The sequence below is a fragment of the Hyalangium ruber genome, from assembly GCF_034259325.1.
In the GTDB taxonomy this organism is placed as follows: domain Bacteria; phylum Myxococcota; class Myxococcia; order Myxococcales; family Myxococcaceae; genus Hyalangium_A; species Hyalangium_A rubrum.
The window spans coordinates 335,596-352,609 of the sequence record NZ_JAXIVS010000006.1; the positions used below are offsets into that span (position 1 = coordinate 335,596).

General features: G+C 68.8%; 15 protein-coding genes. 6 read left to right on the plus strand and 9 right to left on the minus strand.

The genetic code is table 11. The features are described from left to right. Nucleotides 1–4 precede the first annotated feature (4 nt). The 4 genes from SYV04_RS19500 to SYV04_RS19515 are packed head-to-tail and all read left to right on the plus strand — an operon-like array spanning nucleotide 5 to nucleotide 4,180. Nucleotides 5–274, plus strand: a complete 270-nt coding sequence (locus tag SYV04_RS19500) for a flagellar biosynthetic protein FliQ (RefSeq protein ID WP_321547338.1) — start codon at nucleotides 5–7, stop codon at nucleotides 272–274. Further along, nucleotides 271–1,065 (plus strand): EscT/YscT/HrcT family type III secretion system export apparatus protein, encoded by a 795-nt coding sequence (locus tag SYV04_RS19505; protein WP_321547339.1) that lies wholly within the window; start codon nucleotides 271–273, stop codon nucleotides 1,063–1,065. The genes SYV04_RS19500 and SYV04_RS19505 overlap by 4 nt, the downstream gene beginning before the upstream one ends. After that, nucleotides 1,062–2,108, plus strand: coding sequence for an EscU/YscU/HrcU family type III secretion system export apparatus switch protein (locus SYV04_RS19510; protein WP_321547340.1), 1,047 nt, complete (start codon nucleotides 1,062–1,064; stop codon nucleotides 2,106–2,108). Before SYV04_RS19505 ends, SYV04_RS19510 begins: the two co-directional genes overlap by 4 nt. Next, complete coding sequence (locus SYV04_RS19515; protein WP_321547341.1) at nucleotides 2,105–4,180, plus strand: flagellar biosynthesis protein FlhA; 2,076 nt, start codon at nucleotides 2,105–2,107, stop codon at nucleotides 4,178–4,180. The genes SYV04_RS19510 and SYV04_RS19515 overlap by 4 nt, the downstream gene beginning before the upstream one ends. A 6-nt stretch (nucleotides 4,181–4,186) precedes the next feature. Here the strand turns inward: SYV04_RS19515 and SYV04_RS19520 are convergent, their stop codons facing one another. From SYV04_RS19520 to ligA, 6 genes are all read right to left on the minus strand, one after another. Continuing rightward, nucleotides 4,187–4,531, minus strand: a complete 345-nt coding sequence (locus tag SYV04_RS19520) for an HU family DNA-binding protein (RefSeq protein ID WP_321547342.1) — start codon at nucleotides 4,529–4,531, stop codon at nucleotides 4,187–4,189. A 134-nt stretch (nucleotides 4,532–4,665) separates the two neighbouring features. Continuing rightward, nucleotides 4,666–6,042 carry a YhjD/YihY/BrkB family envelope integrity protein gene (locus SYV04_RS19525; protein ID WP_321547343.1) on the minus strand — a complete coding sequence of 459 codons (1,377 nt, stop codon included), beginning with the start codon at nucleotides 6,040–6,042 and terminating at the stop codon, nucleotides 4,666–4,668. 126 nt (nucleotides 6,043–6,168) lie between these two features. After that, complete coding sequence (locus SYV04_RS19530) at nucleotides 6,169–8,931, minus strand: Rne/Rng family ribonuclease (RefSeq protein WP_321547344.1); 2,763 nt, start codon at nucleotides 8,929–8,931, stop codon at nucleotides 6,169–6,171. Nucleotides 8,932–9,462: 531 nt separating this feature from the next. Further along, on the minus strand, nucleotides 9,463–9,909 hold the full coding sequence (locus SYV04_RS19535) for a DUF3052 family protein (protein ID WP_321547345.1): 447 nt from the start codon (nucleotides 9,907–9,909) through the stop codon (nucleotides 9,463–9,465). Next, the gene (locus tag SYV04_RS19540; protein ID WP_321547346.1) at nucleotides 9,906–10,190 is read right to left on the minus strand and encodes an acylphosphatase; all 285 of its coding nucleotides are present in this window, start codon (nucleotides 10,188–10,190) and stop codon (nucleotides 9,906–9,908) included. The genes SYV04_RS19535 and SYV04_RS19540 overlap by 4 nt, the downstream gene beginning before the upstream one ends. A 20-nt stretch (nucleotides 10,191–10,210) precedes the next feature. After that, complete coding sequence (gene ligA / locus SYV04_RS19545) at nucleotides 10,211–12,226, minus strand: NAD-dependent DNA ligase LigA (protein ID WP_321547545.1); 2,016 nt, start codon at nucleotides 12,224–12,226, stop codon at nucleotides 10,211–10,213. 621 nt (nucleotides 12,227–12,847) lie between these two features. On the opposite strand from ligA, the gene rho reads away from it, so the two are divergent. Together rho and SYV04_RS19555 are read left to right on the plus strand one after the other, a co-directional pair. Next, nucleotides 12,848–14,467, plus strand: coding sequence for a transcription termination factor Rho (gene rho, locus SYV04_RS19550; protein WP_321547347.1), 1,620 nt, complete (start codon nucleotides 12,848–12,850; stop codon nucleotides 14,465–14,467). A gap of 13 nt (nucleotides 14,468–14,480) precedes the next feature. Beyond that, nucleotides 14,481–14,792: a hypothetical protein gene (locus SYV04_RS19555; protein WP_321547348.1), complete on the plus strand. Its 312-nt coding sequence runs from the start codon at nucleotides 14,481–14,483 to the stop codon at nucleotides 14,790–14,792. Between the two features lie 6 nt (nucleotides 14,793–14,798). Here SYV04_RS19555 and SYV04_RS19560 read toward each other — a convergent pair whose 3' ends face one another. The 3 genes from SYV04_RS19560 to SYV04_RS19570 are packed head-to-tail and all read right to left on the minus strand — an operon-like array spanning nucleotide 14,799 to nucleotide 17,004. After that, complete coding sequence (locus tag SYV04_RS19560) at nucleotides 14,799–15,986, minus strand: AI-2E family transporter (RefSeq protein ID WP_321547349.1); 1,188 nt, start codon at nucleotides 15,984–15,986, stop codon at nucleotides 14,799–14,801. 50 nt (nucleotides 15,987–16,036) lie between these two features. Beyond that, the gene (locus tag SYV04_RS19565) at nucleotides 16,037–16,507 is read right to left on the minus strand and encodes a hypothetical protein (RefSeq protein WP_321547350.1); all 471 of its coding nucleotides are present in this window, start codon (nucleotides 16,505–16,507) and stop codon (nucleotides 16,037–16,039) included. Nucleotides 16,508–16,521: 14 nt separating this feature from the next. Further along, nucleotides 16,522–17,004, minus strand: a complete 483-nt coding sequence (locus tag SYV04_RS19570; RefSeq protein ID WP_321547351.1) for a hypothetical protein — start codon at nucleotides 17,002–17,004, stop codon at nucleotides 16,522–16,524. Nucleotides 17,005–17,014: the final 10 nt, after the last annotated feature.

Here is a 17,014-nt window from a genome sequence, read left to right on the forward strand (position 1 = left end):
TGCCATGACCCAGGACGTCCTGCTCGCGCTCGGTCGCGAGGCGTTGCTCCTGATGGTCTTCGCCTCCCTGCCGCCCATCGGGGCGAGCCTGGTGGTGGGTTTCCTCATGAGCCTGTTCCAGGCGACCACCCAGCTTCAGGAGAGCACGCTCACGGTAGTGCCCAAGCTGTGCGCCGCGGTGCTGGCGCTGGTGCTCACCGGGCCGTGGATCGCCGGGCAGCTCACCCGCTTCACGCACCAGTTGCTCACGATCATCGCCGAGGTGTCCGCGTGAGCTGGAGCCTCCTGGGTGAGCAGCTCGAGCTGCTGGGGCCGGATATCGTGGCGGTCGCGCTGTGTGCCGCGCGCCTGGTGCCGGTTGCCTTCCTGTGCCCGCTCTTGGGCGGGCAAGCCGCGCCGACCACCGTCAAGCTCTCCCTGGTGCTGAGCCTGTCGCTGTTCCTGCGCCTGGTGGCGGGCGTTGGGCTCTCGACGCCCGTGGAGTCGCCGCTGGTGCTGGGAGCGCTCGTTCTCAAGGAGCTGGTTTATGGAACCTCCGTGGGGCTCGTCGCGGCCCTACCGTTCGACGCGGCGCGGATGGGAGGGCGTTTCATCGACCTTTTCCGGGGCACCTCCGCCGAGGCGAGTCTTCCGGTGGCGGGCAGCCGGGAGTCAGCGACAGGGGATGGCCTGTACCAACTGCTCGTCATGCTGGTGGTGACGGGAGGGCTGTTTCCGGCTGTGGTCTCCGGGTTGCTGCGTGGGTTCGGAGTGGTAGGGCTGGGTGCCTTCGTTCCCTCGGAATCCGCGGCGCTCTTCGTCGTGCGGCTGGCGGGAGGAGCGATGGCCACGGGACTGGCGGTGGGAGCCCCCATCGCCGCAGCGGCGCTGGCCGTGGACTGCCTCATGGGAATGGCGTCTCGCGCGGCACCTCAGATGAACCTCCAGGAACTGGGAGCTCCACTGCGAATCCTGGGCGGGGGCGCCATTCTGTGGCTCGGCATTGGAGTGCTCTGCGAGCGGCTGCTCGCGGGCGTGATGGACTTGGAGGGGACGCTGCTGCTGCTGGGGGAGGCCGCGCGATGAGCGAGAAGACGGAGAAACCCACGGCGAAGCGCCTGCGTGAGGCGCGCCACAAGGGACAGATTCCGCGCAGTCGCCTGCTGTCCTCCAGCGCCGTAACGCTGGGAGGGCTGCTCGGCTTCACCGCCTTTGCACCCGAAGGCTTCGAGCGACTGAAGGACTGGACCGCCCGGTTGTTCCTGGGGGCGGAGGCCACCGGCGCCTGGGAGGAGGGACTGTGTTTGATGGCGCTCCTGTCGGGTCCCGCGCTGGGGGGAGCGTTGGTGGCCGCCCTCACCGTGTCCGTGGCCATGGTGGGCTTCGAGCTGAACACGGAGCACCTGACGCCCAAACTGGAGCGCATCAACCCCGCAGCGGGCTTCAAGCGCCTCTTCAGCGTGCGCTCGCTGGTGGAGACGGCGAAGGCCCTGGTGGTGGCGGCAGTGGTCGCCGCCATGGTGTGGAACGAGGTGGAGGAGGCAGGGCCGGACGCACTGCGAGCGGTGTGGCTCGAGGGAACCGCAGGCCTGAGCCACCTGGTAGGGCGCCTTGCGCCCTTGGCTACCCGCATCGGCTGCGTGCTGCTGGTCCTGGGCGTGGGGGACTACGCGTTGGCGCGGGTCCGGCACACCAAGGACTTGATGATGACCCGCGAGGAGGTGAAGCGGGAGTACAAGGAGAGCGAGGGCGATCCGCACCACAAGGCGCAGCGCAAGGCTCTGCACCGCCAGTTCGCGCAGGGCGGTCCGGCACGCGGGGTGCAAAAGGCCACCGCCGTGGTCGTCAACCCCACGCATATCGCGATCGCGCTCCGTTACGACACCCAGGAGTGTGATGCGCCCTACCTCGTCGCGAAGGGGCGCGAGGCGGACGCACTCATGCTCCGGCAGGAGGCCCAACGCCGTGCAATCCCGGTGGTTCGGGACGTTCCGCTGGCGCGCAGCCTCATCCACTACGACGTCGGGGAGCAGATCCCCGAGGAGCTCTACCAGGCCGCGGCCGTCGTGCTGAGGGTGGCGATGGAGTCTCGCGATACGGACAGGAGTCCACGGAGTCGGATGCCATGAAGCAGCTCGTTCAGATTCTCTTGAAGGCGCGCAAGTCGTCGGACGTGGTGCTCGCGGTGGCCATGGCCGCGGTGCTGGGCGCCCTGATCATTCCCCTGCCACCGGCGGTCCTGGACCTGGGGCTCGCGATCAACCTGGCGGCGGCGGTGGCGCTGCTGGTCGCTGCGCTCTACGCCCAGGATGCGCTCAAGGTGACGGCCTTCCCGACGCTGCTGCTCTTCACCACGCTCTTCCGGCTCGCGCTCAATGTGTCCTCGACGCGGCTCGCGCTGGCCGAGGGGCATGCGGGTGAGGTCATCCAGGCGTTCGGGGAGTTTGTCGTGCGAGGGGACTACGTGGTCGGAGCCGTGTTGTTCGCCATCCTCACGCTCGTCCAGTTCCTCGTGGTGGCCAAGGGCGCCGAGCGCGTCGCGGAGGTCTCCGCGCGCTTCACCCTGGACGCGATGCCGGGCAAGCAGATGTCCATCGATGCGGACCTGCGCGCTGGAGCCATTGATCAGGCACAGGCCCGCCAGCGACGGCGCAACCTGGAGCGTGAGTCCCAGATGTTCGGCGCGATGGATGGTGCGATGAAGTTCGTGAAGGGGGATGTCATCGCAGGGCTCGTCATCGTGGCTGTGAACCTGCTGGGAGGAACCGCCATCGGCGTCCTGCAGCAGGGCATGAGCCTGTCTGAGGCCGCAGCGACCTTCGCCCTCATCGCCATTGGTGACGGGCTGGTCTCGCAGATCCCCTCGCTGTGCATCGCCGTGGCGGCGGGCCTCGTCGTCACACGGGTGGCATCGGAGAAGGAGGAGGACTCGCTCGGCTCGGAGATCGGTTCCCAGTTCTTCGGGCAGTCACGGGCGCTCTGGGTCGTCGCGGGACTGTGCGGGGCGCTCTCCCTGATGCCGGGGATGCCGTTTCTGACCTTCCTGGGCCTGGGAGCGCTGCTCGGAGGGCTGGCTCATGTGCTCACTCACTTGAAGAAGGCAGTGGCTGAGAAGGAGGCTCGGGTCGAGAAAGAAGCTCAGTCCTCTGCCGAGGGCTCGGATGCAGGCGCGGCGCCGGCAAGCGCGGCGGCACCGGTAGGTGTCTCGCCACTCACCTTGGACCTCGCCCCGGATCTGACGCCGCTGGCGCAGGAGCAAGGCGGTGCCTTCGTCCACCAGCAGCTCAACCAGCTTCGCGACGAGGTCTTCTACGAGTTGGGGGTTCGAGTGCCGGGGATCCGGGTGCGAACCCACGCGGCGTACCTGCCCGCCGGGGGCTACGCCATCCTCGTGGATGAAGTCCCCGCGGGAACCGGCCAGGTGGTGCCAGGGACCCTCTACGCGCTCTCCCCACCGGACGAGTTGTCGTTCCTCGACGTTCCGCTCGAACCGGCGACGGACCCCGCCACGGGCAAGCCCATCAGCCGGCTGGCCGAGAGCGGGCGCACGCGGCTGGAAATGGCTCAGGTCCCCATGAAGCGGCCGTCCGAGCTGATCATCCACCACTTCCAAAGCATCCTGCGCGCCCGCGCCGCGAGTCTGCTGGGAGTCCAGGAAGTACAAGGGCTCCTGGAGGGGCTGGAGGCACAGGCGCCCATGCTGGTGAAGGAGGCGCTCCAGAAAGTCCCGCTGCCGCTGCTCGCCGAGGTGCTGCGCAAGCTCCTCCAGGAGCGAGTGAGCATCCGGAACATGCGCGCCATCCTGGAGGCGCTCGTCTCTCCCACCACCGAGGGGGATGCGACGGCGCTCGCGGAGCGCTGCCGGCAAGCCCTGCACCGCTACCTGAGCCACCGGTTCGCCCCCTCGGGGCCGCTCTTCGCCTACCTCGTGGATCCCGAAGTGGAGGAGAGCCTTCGGGGCACGGGGCCTCGGGGGCCCGCGCCCGACCCGGAGCGCGTCGCGGAGATCCTCGAAGGGGTCCGGCGCATCGCCACGGAGGGCAAGGCGGTACTCCTGACGGCGCCGGATGTGCGCAGGACGCTCCGCAGGCTCATCGAGGGAGCTTTCCCCGAGGTGGCGGTGCTGACCTACGGCGAACTGGACGTGGATCTGCAGATCCGGCCCCTGGGACGCCTGGCGCCCGTGCCGGTCACCGCATGAGGAAAATCAGAGGTTTCCAGTTCCCGTGTTGCCCTTGGCGGGGTCCGTCATGTCGGACGGGGCGGACTGTGGGGCCGGGCGGTTGACCCGGTCGCGCAGCTCCTTGCCGGTGCGGAACAGCAGGCCCCGCTTGGGCTTCACCGGGATGACCTGGCCCGTCTTCGGGTTACGGCCTTGATATCCTTGGTAGTTCTTGACGTGGAAGGCGCCAAGCCCGCGGATTTCAATGTTCTCGCCGCGGCAGAGAGCCTCCTTCATCGATTCGAAGATCGTCTCGATGGTGGCTTCGGCCTGCTTCTGAGTCACGCCTCGCTTGGAGACGAGGATGTTGATCAGGTCGGACTTGAGCATCGGACGCTCCCGCAAACCGCGTGACCCCTCAGAAGGAGGGCGCTGTGGCCCGTGATCGAATCTCGAAAACATAACAGAACACCCAGCTCTTGCAAGACGCCTGGACGGCGAACCTCTTGGAAATCTTACGGATTTCAGCCACCGGCCGCCGTGGAGGCGGGGGAGGGGGACTCCTGGGCCGCCGGGGCGGGGCGAAGGGGCGCCACCAGATCGCTCCACCGGGTGCGCCGCAGCACGTCCGCGGTGGCGCAGTCGGCGGCCTGGAAGAAAGTCTCCACCTGCTCGAAGCCCGGAGCCCGGGGGCCCGACCAGGTCTCCGGCCCTCCGGTAATCATCACCCCGTGGAGGGCGAGGACCAGGTCCGCCAGGGTCATCTCCGCCGGGTCCCTGGCCGGCCGGATGCCCCCTTTGCGTACACGCTCCAGCAACTTCGCGCTCACCATCCGCTCGATGGCGTCATGGACGAAGGACTCGGGCACACGCAGGCGGGTAGCCAGCTGTCGGGGCAGGGGGGCAGGCTGCCCATCCACCCAGGCCAGGGTGGCCTCCAGGGCGACCCGGGCGGCCACCAGCTCCAGGGCACGGGGATGGTTGCCGAACGCCCACAGCGAGTCCCGGAAGGCGGCGTGCTCCACCGCGTAGGACAGCCGCGCTCCACAGAGCACCAGCAGCCAGCTCATGTAGATCCACGCCAGGAACAGCGGGATGGCGCTCAGGGAGCCCCAGAGCTTGTCGTAGCGGAAGATCTGCTCGGCGAACCCCTCGTAGAGCTCCTTGGCCAGCACCCACCCCAGGCCCGCCATCAGTCCCCCGGCCAGCGCCGAGCGGACGGCCACCTTGGCGTACGGCGTCCAGTAATAGAGGAGCGTCAGGCCCGTCACCGCGAGCGTGCCCATGGTGACCATGACGATCTGCGGGGCGATGGAGTAGCCCGCGTTGACGATGAGCGCCCGCACCGCGCCCGTGCCCGAGAAGGAGGCAGCCAGGAAGATCGGCCCCAGCACCAAGAGTCCCAGGTAGATGGCCGCCCGGATGAGGATGGGCCGCTGGCGCCGGATGCCCCAGACCTCGTTGACGGTGCCGTCGATGTTGCGCAGCAGCGAGCTGGCCGAGAACAGCAGCGCCAGGAAGCCCACGCTGCCCAGGGCCATGGAGTTGGCCGGGTTCAGGAAGCCCTCGAGGAACGCGGAGGACTCCTCGCGGATGCCCGGCGCGAGCGCCATGTGGATGGCGGTGCGCATCCGCCGCTCGAAGCCCTCCTGGTGCAGGGTGCGCAGCAGCACCAGGCCCACGGTGACCAGGGGCACCAGCGAGAAGACGCTGATGTAGGTGAGGGACTCAGCCCGGAGGCTGATGTTCTCGCCCTGGAAGTCGCGGACCACGGCGCGCCCGGCCAGGTAGACGTCCGTCGCGAAGCGGCCCACGGAGGTCTTCGCCACGGGCTCCCAGGACTTCTGGGCCCAGCCGACCAGCTTGGTGTGCAGGTTCCGCAAGGGGAGCAGTACGGGCATTGGAGGCGGACGCAAGGCTAGTCAAAGCCGCGCCCCTTCGACCAGTCTCCCCCTACGGGGCTTACTTGGAGAGCCGCCTGCCGTGCATGACAGCCGACAGGCGGCGCTCCTTACGAGAGGACACGCTCAGGAAGCGTCGCCCCCGGAGGGCGTTCCGTTCCCGCCGTTCGAAGAGGCGGGAGGCGGGGGCGGAGTGCCACCGCCGGAGGAGGAAGGCTCGGTGCCGCCCGTGGGCTGCTGGGGCGGACGCTGGGACTGCTCACCCCGGCGCTCCTCGCCACGGCGGTCATCCCGGCGCTCGCCACCCCGGTTGCGGTCACCCCGGTTCTGGTCGCGGTCCGGGCGACGGCCCTCGCGCCGGTCACGGTCACCGCCCCGGTCACGCTCGCCGCGTTCCCCACGCTCGCCGCGCTCAGCCCGTTCACCGCGCTCACCGCGCTCACCGCGCTCGCGGTCGCCGCCCCGGTCACGCTCGCCGCCCCGGTCGCGGTCGCCGCCGCCCCGGTCACGGTCACCACCCCGGTCACGGTCGCCGCCCCGGTCACGGTCACCACCCCGGTCGCGGTCCCTGCCACCCCGGCGGCCCTGATCCTGACGGTAGCGATCGCCCTGGCCTCCGCCGCTCTCGGGCCGCCGCTGCATCGACAGCTCGCCGTCACCGGAGCCAGGAGACGAGGCCACCTTGTGCTCGGGGCCCAGGCCGGAGCGGCCGTAGATGTCGTACTGCTCGCGGTGGTAGTTCTGCTGCGCCTTGACCTGGATGGACTTGTTGTAGCGGTCCATCAGGTGACGAAGCTCCTGGCGCTCCTCGCCCTGGAGCAGCCGCGCCACCTCCGCGCTGCAGTTGATGACCAGCGTGGAGTCCTTGTAGCCCGGCGCCTCGCGGCGGATCTCCCGGAAGATCTCGTAGCAGACCGTGGTGGCGGTCTTCACGAAGCCCTTGCCGTCGCAGTACGGGCAGTCCTCGTGCAGCACGCGGCCGATGGACTCGCGCACGCGCTTGCGCGTCATCTCCACCAGGCCCAGCTCGGAGATGCGCAGCACGTTCGTCTTCGCCTTGTCGCGGCCCAGCGCCTCCTGCAGCGACTTGAAGACCTTGTCCCGGTTCTGCGCCTTCTCCATGTCGATGAAGTCGCAGATGATGATGCCGCCGATGTTGCGCAGCCGCAGCTGGTAGACGATCTCCTTGGCCGCCTCGACGTTGATCTTGGTGATCGTCTCCTCGAGGCTCTTCTTGCCGACGTAGCGGCCCGAGTTGACGTCGATGGCGGTGAGCGCCTCGGCCTGGTCGATGATCAGGTAGCCGCCGCTCTTGAGCCACACCTTGCGCTGGGTGGCGCGGTGCATCTCCTGCTCAATCCCGTAGGCGTCGAAGACGGGCTCGTCGCTCTCGTGCAGCACCACCCGGTCCTTGAGCGCCGGGTCCTGGGCGATGACGAAGGCCTGGATGCGCTCGTACTCCTCGCGGTCGTCGACGACGAGCTTCTCCACGTCGTGGGCGAACAAGTCGCGCGTGGCGCGCAGGATGAGGTCCAGGTCCGGGTGCAGCAGGCCCGGGCCGCCGCGCTTCTCATTGCGGCGCACCACCTGGTTCCACACCTCGATGAGGAAGCGGATGTCGGTCTCGAGCTTCTCCTGCGGGACGTTCTCCGCCACGGTGCGGACGATGAAGCCCGTTCCGGGTGGGCGCAGCCGGTCGACGATTTCACGCAGCCGCTTGCGCTCCTTCTCGTTGGAGATGCGGCGGCTGATGCCCACGTGGTCCACCGTGGGCATGAACACCAGGTGACGGCCGGGGATGGAGATGTGCGAGGTGAGGCGGGCGCCCTTGGTGCCGATGGGATCCTTGGAGATCTGGACCACCACCTCCTGGCCCACCTTGAGCAAGTCCTCGATGCGCGAGCTCTTGCGGACCTTGGACTTCTCCTCCTTGTCGCGGCGCTGCTGCTCATCGCGCTGGCGCCGGGCCTTGTCCTTGTCGCGCTGCTCCCGCTCCTTCTCGCGCTCCTTCTGGCGGGCCTCACGCGCCTCGCGGCCCTCGCGCGGGGCGCGGCGCTCACCGGTGGTGACCTCGGGACGCGGCGTCGCGGCGGAGGCCTCGGCCGACGGGGCAGGGATGATCTCGCCCAGCGCGGTGGCGGCGTGCGGCGGGGGCTCGGGCTGAGCGGTGAGGTCGGGCGTGGGCTCGGCGGTCTCCGTCGAGACAGCCGCCTCGGGAGCGACAGCCGAAGCCTCGGTCGAAGCGGGGGGAGCGGCCTCGGAAGCCGTGGCCACGGGAGCCGACTCCGTGGTGGGCTCGAACGCGGCGGCCGGAGGCGGGGGAGGCGTCACGGCCTCCGCCGCCGGAGCCGCGTCAACCACCGGGCTCTCCACGGCCGGAGCGGCGACGACACTCGGCGACTCGGTGGCCACGGCGGGCTCCGTGCTCGCGGGGGCCGCCACGGCGGCGGGCTCCTGGGAGGGCGCGGCGGCGGGCTCACCTTGGGGAGGAGCCAGCTCACCGGGGGCCAGCTCCTGCACTTCCAGCTCGACTTCGGCGGCGGCGACCGGACCGTCACCCGCCGCGGCCTCGGCGGCCTCGGCCTCCGTTTCGGAGGGGACGTCCGGGAAGTCCTCGTGCTCGCCCTCGGTCAGCTCGAACTGGGCGCGCGCGAAGTCCGGGTCGTAGACGACGTCGCTGACATAAAGGAAAGCGGCCTTTTCGAGCCCGATGTCCACGAAGGCCGCCTGCATGCCCGGGAGCACCCGGACGACGCGGCCCTTGTAGATGTTACCGACGACGCCTTTGTCCTTCTTACGCTCGAGATAGAACTCCGCGATGTGCCCACCCTCGACGAGGGCGACTCGGGTCTCTCGACCCGCGGAGTTGATGACAAGGATGCTGCCCATGGGCGAATCCTGGACGCGCGCGCGGACGGGCGTGCCCCACCGGACGGGAGGCGACGAGGCCTCGCGCTTCCACGCGCGCTGCGAGGGGAGAGGGGACCCAGGACCCTCCCGCATGGGCGGACCAGACTCTGGCTCGCGTCTCGCGGGTGGGGGTTGAGGGCACCGCCTGCTCCTCCGAGTTCATGACGCCTCGCGACCACCGGCACCGTGCCGGGCGAGGCCTTTAACCGACAGCGTTCAAGGTTCCCCCACTCGCGCGGGCCGCCCGCTCCTTCATTCCACACCCGGTCGGAGCCCATCCGCGGGCGCCTTGGGGGGGTGAAAGGAGACTCGGTGCAACCGGCACGCCCAGGGGAGCCTGGGAACGCAACCCGTCTCAAAAAGTCACCTGGACATGACGACCCACCAACGCGGGGCGTCATACAACTGCCCAGAAACACATGGAGTTTTTCACGCCTTTAACGGGCATGTAAAGGCGAGAAGTAGCGAATGTTGTCCCAACGTCAGAGATTGCCCCCCGCTTTCCTGGTTTCAGGCCTGGGCGGTAGGGGCTTGCTTGCGCGACTCGGGCTTGTCCAGGCGGCCGCGCGGCCGGCGCACCAGCCGCAGCCCGGTCCACGTCGGGTCGATGAGGCAGATCTTGTTGTCCACCATGCCGATGTCGAGCGCGGCCTGGCGGATGAAGTCCTCGGACAGCGAGCTCTTGATGCCCTCGCCGCTGGGCCAGCACACCCAGATGCCGCCGGTGAGCGCCATGGCGCGCGAGAGGGCAGGCAGGCGCTGGACGAGCTCGTGCGCATCCGAGGTGAAGAAGAGGATGACGTCCAACCCGGACTGGGCGGTGATGAGGAACTCCACGCCCTCGGGCAGCGGGTTGAGGCGCTGGACGAAGCCGCGCGGGGGGTTGATGACGGAGACCTTGTGACCGGCCCGGATGCCGAGCATCGCGGGCAGGGAGGCCATCGTGTACGGCGTCATGACGTGCGCTCCACGGTGAAGGTGCGGAACTCTCCGGTGGGCTCGCTGTCCGCGCGCTCGACGTCCGTCACGCGCGCGGAAACGGGGCCCCGGTGGCACCAGCGGATGAAGTCCTCGAGCGCGGCGGGCTCGCCCTCGGCCACGGCCTCCACGGAGCCGTCGTCGCGGTTGCGCACCCAGCCGGTGAGGCCCAGTCGGGCGGCCTCGACGCGGGTGCTCTCCCGGAAGAAGACGCCCTGCACCTTGCCCCGTATCCGCAGGCTCACGCGCTGGATGCCCATTGTGCCCGCCTCCTCGACTCTCAGCTCCGGGCCTCGCCCTTGAGCAGTGACAGGAAGGCCTGCTCGTCGAGGATCCTTACCCCGAGTTCCTGAGCCTTCTTCAGCTTGCTACCTGCGTCCTCGCCCGCCACCACGAAATCGGTCTTGCGCGAGACACTTCCCGCCACCTTGCCGCCCCGCCGTTCGATTTCCTCCTTGGCCTGCTCGCGGCTCATGCCGGACATGCCGCCGGTGAGCACCACCGTCTTGCCCGCGAAGGGGCCGCCCGTGGCCACCTGGGGAGGGGCGGGGGTGACGCCGGCGGAGAGCAGCGCGTCGATGGCGGCGCGGTTCTGCGGCTCCTGGAAGAAGGCGTAGATGACCTGGGCCATGGTGGGGCCCACGTCCTTGACGCGGGTGACGGAGTCCTGGTCGGCCGTGTAGAGCTGCCGCACGTCCGGGAAGGCCTCGGCCAGGGCCTTGGCCGTCGCTTCGCCCACGTGCCGGATGCCCAGCGCGTAGAGGAAGCGGCGCTGCGTGGTCTGCTTGGAGCGCTCGATGGCGGCCAGCAGGTTCTCGGCGCTCTTCTCGCCCATGCGCTCCAGGCTCATGAGCTTCGTCTTGTCGAGCGCGTACAGGTCCGCGAACGTCTTCACCAGCCCGCTGGAGACCAGCGCCGAGGCCAGCTTGTCGCCCACCCCGTCGACGTCCATGGCGGTGCGCGAGGCGAAGTGGCGGATCTTCTCCACGAGCTGCGCGGGACACGAGGCGCTGGTGCAGCGGATGATGGCGCCCTCCTCGTCCTTGGCCGTCTGGGCGCCGCACACCGGGCAGTTCTTGGGGAATTCGTAGGGCTTGGAGTCCGCCGGGCGCTTGGAGAGCACCACCGAGACGATTTCCGGGATGACGTCGCCCGCGCGGCGGACGAAGACGGTGTCGCCCTGGCGCACGTCCTTGCGGCGCAGCTCGTCCTCGTTGTGCAGGGTGGCGCGCGACACGGTGACGCCGCCGACCTTCACCGGCTTGAGGTGGGCCACGGGAGTCAGGGCGCCCGTGCGGCCCACCTGCACCTCGATGGCATCCACCCGGGTGGACTCCTCCTCGGGCGGGAACTTGTAGGCCACCGCCCAGCGGGGGCTCTTGGAGACCTGACCGAGCCGCAGGCGCAGGTCCTCGTCGTCCACCTTCACCACCATGCCGTCGACTTCGAAGGGCAGGGCGTGGCGGCCCTTCTGCGAGGCCTCGTACTGCTTGCGTACGCCGTCCAGGCCCTTGGCATGCTCGTGGCGGTTGACGGGCAGCCCGAGCTTCTTGAGGTACTCGAGCTTCTCGGTGTGCGTCTTGAAGGCGGGCAGGCCCTCGGTGGCCACGTACTCGTAGAGGTAGATGGAGAGCGGGCGGCTCGCGGTCATCTTCGGATCGAGCTGGCGCAGGCTGCCGGCCGCCGCGTTGCGCGGGTTGGCGAAGAGCGGCTCGCCCTCCTCCTCGCGCTTCTCATTGAGCTTCTTGAAGTCCTCCTTGCGGATGAAGACCTCGCCGCGCACCTCGAGCACGGGAGGCACCTTCACGCCGTCCTGGGGCAAGAGCTCCAGCGGCAGGCTGCGCACGGTGCGCAGGTTGCCCGTCACGTCCTCGCCCGTGGTGCCATCGCCACGCGTGGCGCCCTGGAGGAACTTGCCCTGCTCGTAGCGCAGGGTGATGGCCAGGCCGTCGAGCTTGGGCTCGCAGACGTAGGTGACCTCGGAGACGCCAGCCAGCTTGCGGATGCGCTCGTCGAAGTCGGAGAACTCCTCGTCATTGAAGACGTTGGCCAGCGAGAGCATGGGCGCCCGGTGGACGACCTTCTCGAACTTCTCGGCGGCCTCGCCGCCCACGCGCTGGGTGGGCGAGTCGGGAGTGGCCAGCTGGGGGTGCTTCGCCTCGAGCTCCTGCAGCTCGCGCATCAGCCGGTCGTACTGCGCGTCGCTCACCTCCGGCGAGTCGAGGACGTAGTAGCGATAGTTGTGGTGAGCCAGCTCCTGACGGAGCTCGCGGGCGCGTTTCTCGGCGGTCTTCAAATCCACGGATGGAGCCTCGCCGGGGGAGGGGAAGGGGATGTCCCCGGTCCGATCGGACGCGAGGATGGCGACCTTCCCCGACTCTCCGCAAGCCGGGCGTAGCGAGGTGAAACGCGAGGCGAGCGCCCGGGGGCGCTGAGAGGCAGGACGCTGGAGGTTGGAGAGAAGAGTCGCTGCCATCTGCACACCCGGCTCCGTGGTGGCGACTTCTCTATCACGGAGACGCCCTACCCATGAAGTAGTCCTCCAACTTCGACCCATCGGCGGAAGGGGAGCGGATTCGGGAAATGGGCCCGTTGTCGGGAAGGAACGGGTGGCCGGCGCGGTTCCTACCTCTTGAGAAGGGCCTGCCGGGCGACAGTTTCAGTGGGCAGGCAAGGCAGCGATGCCTTGACAGCCCTGGGGGTCGTCAATAACCTGCCCGGCGGTTCAAGGCGTCAGGGTTCCCCTGGTGCCCTTTCTTCCCAACCACCCCTTCGGCTCTGCCACGGTCCCGTGAGGGGACTTGGGCGGGTCGGCCAGTGTGTCGCCTGGGCGGTGCTCTCCGGCACCCCGCGAAATCTCCCGACAACAGACGCGCGCTCGGTCCACGGGCGCCCCAGCAACGCAATCACCCCCATCATGCGCAAAGCCCGTTCAACCAAAGAGAAGGCCCCGGACATCGAGGTCGAGGCCGAAGAGCGCCCCAAGCGCCGCCGCACCACCACCGCCAAGGCCGCCCCCGAGCGGGAGGAGCCCGAGAAGCCCGCTCGTCGCCGCACCCGCCGCGCGGACGAGGGCGAGGCCGAGGCCGCTGACGCCGGTGAGCAGGCCGCCGAGCCGCCTCGCCCCGTGCTCACGCCCATGCCGCGCCCCGTGCGCGACGAGGAGTTCCAGGAGGCCCGCGCCGTCGCCGCCGCCGAGCCCCCCGCCGCTCCCGCCGCTCCCGAGCCCGCCGAGACGCCCTCCATCACCGAGGTGACGCGCGATGGCGCCCCGATGCAGGTCATCAAGCTCAATGACCTGAAGCGGATGAAGATCACCGAGCTGTCGAAGATGGCCCACGACTTCAACATCGAGGGCTACCAGGGTCTGAAGAAGCAGGACCTCATCTTCGCGCTGCTGTCGGGCATCGCCGACAAGCGCTTCGAGGTCCACGCGGAAGGGGTGCTGGAACTGCTCAGCGACGGCTTCGGCTTCCTGCGCAGCTCCGACAGCGACTACCAGCCCAGCCCGGACGACATCTACGTGTCCCCCTCGCAGGTGCGCCGCTTCAACCTGCGCCCCGGCGATACGGTGACGGGCCCCATCCGCCAGCCCCGCGAGGGCGAGCGCTTCTTCGCGCTGCAGAAGGTGGACCGGGTCAACTTCGTGGATCCGCTGTCCGAGGCGGCGCGCGAGCGCATCCTCTTCGACAACCTCACGCCGCTCTACCCCACGCGCAAGCTGAAGCTGGAGCACGAGGGGTCGGAGATGACGACCCGCATCATCGACATGTTCTGCCCCATCGGCATGGGCCAGCGCTGCCTCATCGTGGCGCCTCCCAAGGCCGGTAAGACGGTGCTGCTGCAGAACATCGCCCACGCCATTGCCAAGAACCACCCGGATGTCTACCTCATGGTGCTGCTGGTGGATGAGCGCCCGGAAGAGGTGACGGACATGGAGCGCAGCGTGCGCGGCGAGGTGGTGTCCTCCACCTTCGACGAGCCGGCCACGCGCCACGTTCAGGTGGCGGAGATGGTCATCGACAAGGCCAAGCGCCTGGTCGAGCAGAAGTACGACGTCTGCATCCTCCTGGACTCCATCACCCGTCTGGCGCGCGCCTACAACACGGTGGTGCCGGCCTCCGGCAAGATTCTCTCCGGTGGTGTGGACGCCAACGCGCTGCACAAGCCCAAGCGCTTCTTCGGCGCCGCGCGCAACATCGAGGAGGGTGGCAGCCTCACCATCATCGGCACCGCGCTCATCGACACCGGCAGCCGCATGGACGAAGTGATTTTCGAGGAGTTCAAGGGCACCGGTAACTCGGAAATCGTCCTGGACCGCAAGCTCTTCGAGAAGCGCATCTTCCCGTGCCTCGACATCAACAAGTCGGGCACGCGCAAGGAAGAGCTGCTGCTGGGCCAGTCGGACCTCATCCGCATCACCGCGCTGCGCCAGGTGCTGCACCCCTTCACGCCGATCGACGCGATGGAGTTCGTGCTCAAGCACATGCGCCCCACCGCTTCCAACCCCGAGTTCCTCGGGTCGATGAACCGCTAGCAAGGAGCCCTGTATGCGCCGCACCCGCTTCGGACGACTGGCCACCCTCGCCTTGGGGGTGGTTTTGGGATTCGGAGTGGGGTGCGAGCCCATCGATCCAGAGCTCGGAGAGATCCCCATCGGGCTCTCCGACGCGATCTGCTACCGCGACAGCGACTGCGCCCCCAACGGGTGCTGCGGCGAGGCCACCAACCCCACGCATGTCTCCGAGGCGCCCAGCTGTGTCAACGTGCGCTGTGACGGGACCTGCACGCCCAACAGCATCGACTGCGGGCGCTGCATCGCCGTGTGCCGCGACTCGCGCTGCGCCGCGGCCTGCCAGTAGAACGTCTCAGGGGTTCGGCGGAGCGATGACCGGCGCCGGCTGGGCCTTGAGGCGCGCGTAGTCGAAGCACGCCACGAAGACGGCGGCGATGGGCACCGCGAACAGCGCGCCCACCAGCCCGAAGAGGCGCTCCCCGGCAATCAGGCTGAAGGCCACGATGACCGGGTGGATGCGCGCCGCCGAGCCCATGATCTTCGGGTTGAGGAAGTAGGCCTCCAGCGCGTGGATGCCGATGATCCACACCAGGATGGCAAACGCCTTCTGGAACCCGTCCGCCAGCGCGATGACGACGATGGGCACCGAGCTGAGGATGCTGCCAAAGATGGGGATGAGGCTCAGCAGCGTGGCGATGGTGGCCAGCAGGAAGGCGAACTTCACCCCGAACACCAGCAGGCCGATGCCCGTGAGCACCCCGTTCACCAGGCAGATGGTCACCTGGCCGCGGACGACACCCGACAGCGAGCGGTCGATGCGATCCACCAGCACGCGCGCGTCAGCGGCGTACTCGGGCGGGATGAGGGTGCCGAAGTAGCTGCGGATGCCCTGCGCGTCGATGGAGAAGAACGCGCCCACCATCAGGATGAAGAACACCATGAAGACGCCGGCGACCACGCCGCCGATGATGGTGCGGGAGATGGTGACGATGTTGCCCAGGTTCTCGCGCACCAGCACCGCCAGCCGGGCCGCGGAGTCCTTGAGCATCTGCGCCAGGTCCACCGCGAAGCTGAAGTGCGGCCCGCTCGCCGAAGGGTCGGCGCCCTCCACCGCCCGGTTGGACAGCGCGATGGGGATGCCGTAGCCGCTCAGCCACGCCTCGGCGCGCTGGGCGACCGACTGGAGGTACTCCGGGGTGAGCGAGTTGGCGAAGGCCAGCGCGTCACGGCTGATGCGCGCCAGCTCGCGGTAGAGCTGCGGCACCAGCGCGATGAAGAACAGGTACACGCCCACGAAGAACAGGGCGTAGATGAGCAGGATGGCCACCCACCGGGGGATTTGCCTGCCGCCTACGCGGAGGCGGGTGATGCGGGCCACCAATGGCTGCACGAGGTAGGCGATGAGGGCCGCGCCCGCGAAGGGCATCACCACCGAGCGGAAGGTGATGAGCACCGCCGCGATGGCCAACCACAGGCACGCGAGGATGATGAGTCGCTTGCGGCGCTCCTCGGGAGGCGTGATATCGGCGGGCTGCAACATGGCGCGGCTTATGGCAGAGCCGCCCCCCCGTCACAAGTCCTCTACCCCCCTTAGACGATGAGGCCGGAGGGCGGGGGCTGCACCAACCGCAGCTTCGCCTCCACCTTGTCGAGCACCTGGCTCATCAGCGGCCGCTTCACCCGGCCCTCGGTGGCCTCGCCCAATCCCAACATTTGCTCCACCAACCAGCGGTTGAGAAAGAGCAGCGTCAGCCGGTCCGTCGGCGCCAGCCCTCGCTCGAGGTAGCGCTTGTTGCGCATGTAGTCGTCATACGCGTCGAACTCGCGCGCCAGCTCCCAGCGCGAGAGCCGCAGCGCCTCGGTGTAGACGGCCGGGCCCGGCCGGGGCGTGGGCTCCAGGAAGAGCGGCGCGAAGGTGCCGCCCACGTCCAGGTCGATCTCCTGGATGGGCGGCGGCCACTGGGTCAGGTCCTTCGCCAGCAGCTTCGCCACCTCCTCCAGGAGGTGGTCCATCATGGGGATGGGCTTGGTCTCGAAGAGGTAGTCCCAGCGCGAAGGCATCGTGCCAACCTAGCTCAGCGTCCGCCGTCCGTGGAGGTGCCGCCGTCGGGAGTGGAGGTGCCCCCGTCCGGAGTGCCTCCATCCGTCGGCTCGCCCTGGCAGCAGGCGGTGTTGGAGAAGTAGAGGCCCGCCTGCGTACACGAGGCGCGGATGACGCGCTTGTACTCGCTGCAGCCGCTGATGATGCCCTGGGCCCCCTGGCCATCACAGGTGGGCGCGCCCGAGGTCGTCGGATCACACGAGGCGCTGCCCTCCTGCACGCACAGCGCGCGGGAGCGGAAGAAGCGCTGCGAGTTGATGTCTCCGGGGACGATGCTGCACATGGCGCTCTCGCCACACGGCAGGATGTTCGGGCCGTTGGAGCAGGGCCCCACGGTACAGGACGGCTCGCAGTTGACGGCGCGGTTCTCCTCGCAGAGGGGGGACTCGGCGCACAGGTCTCGGTCGTTGCAGGCCAGCAGCCACAGCAGGGGAGCAAGGGGAAGGAGGCGGTACACAGGGGGGCTC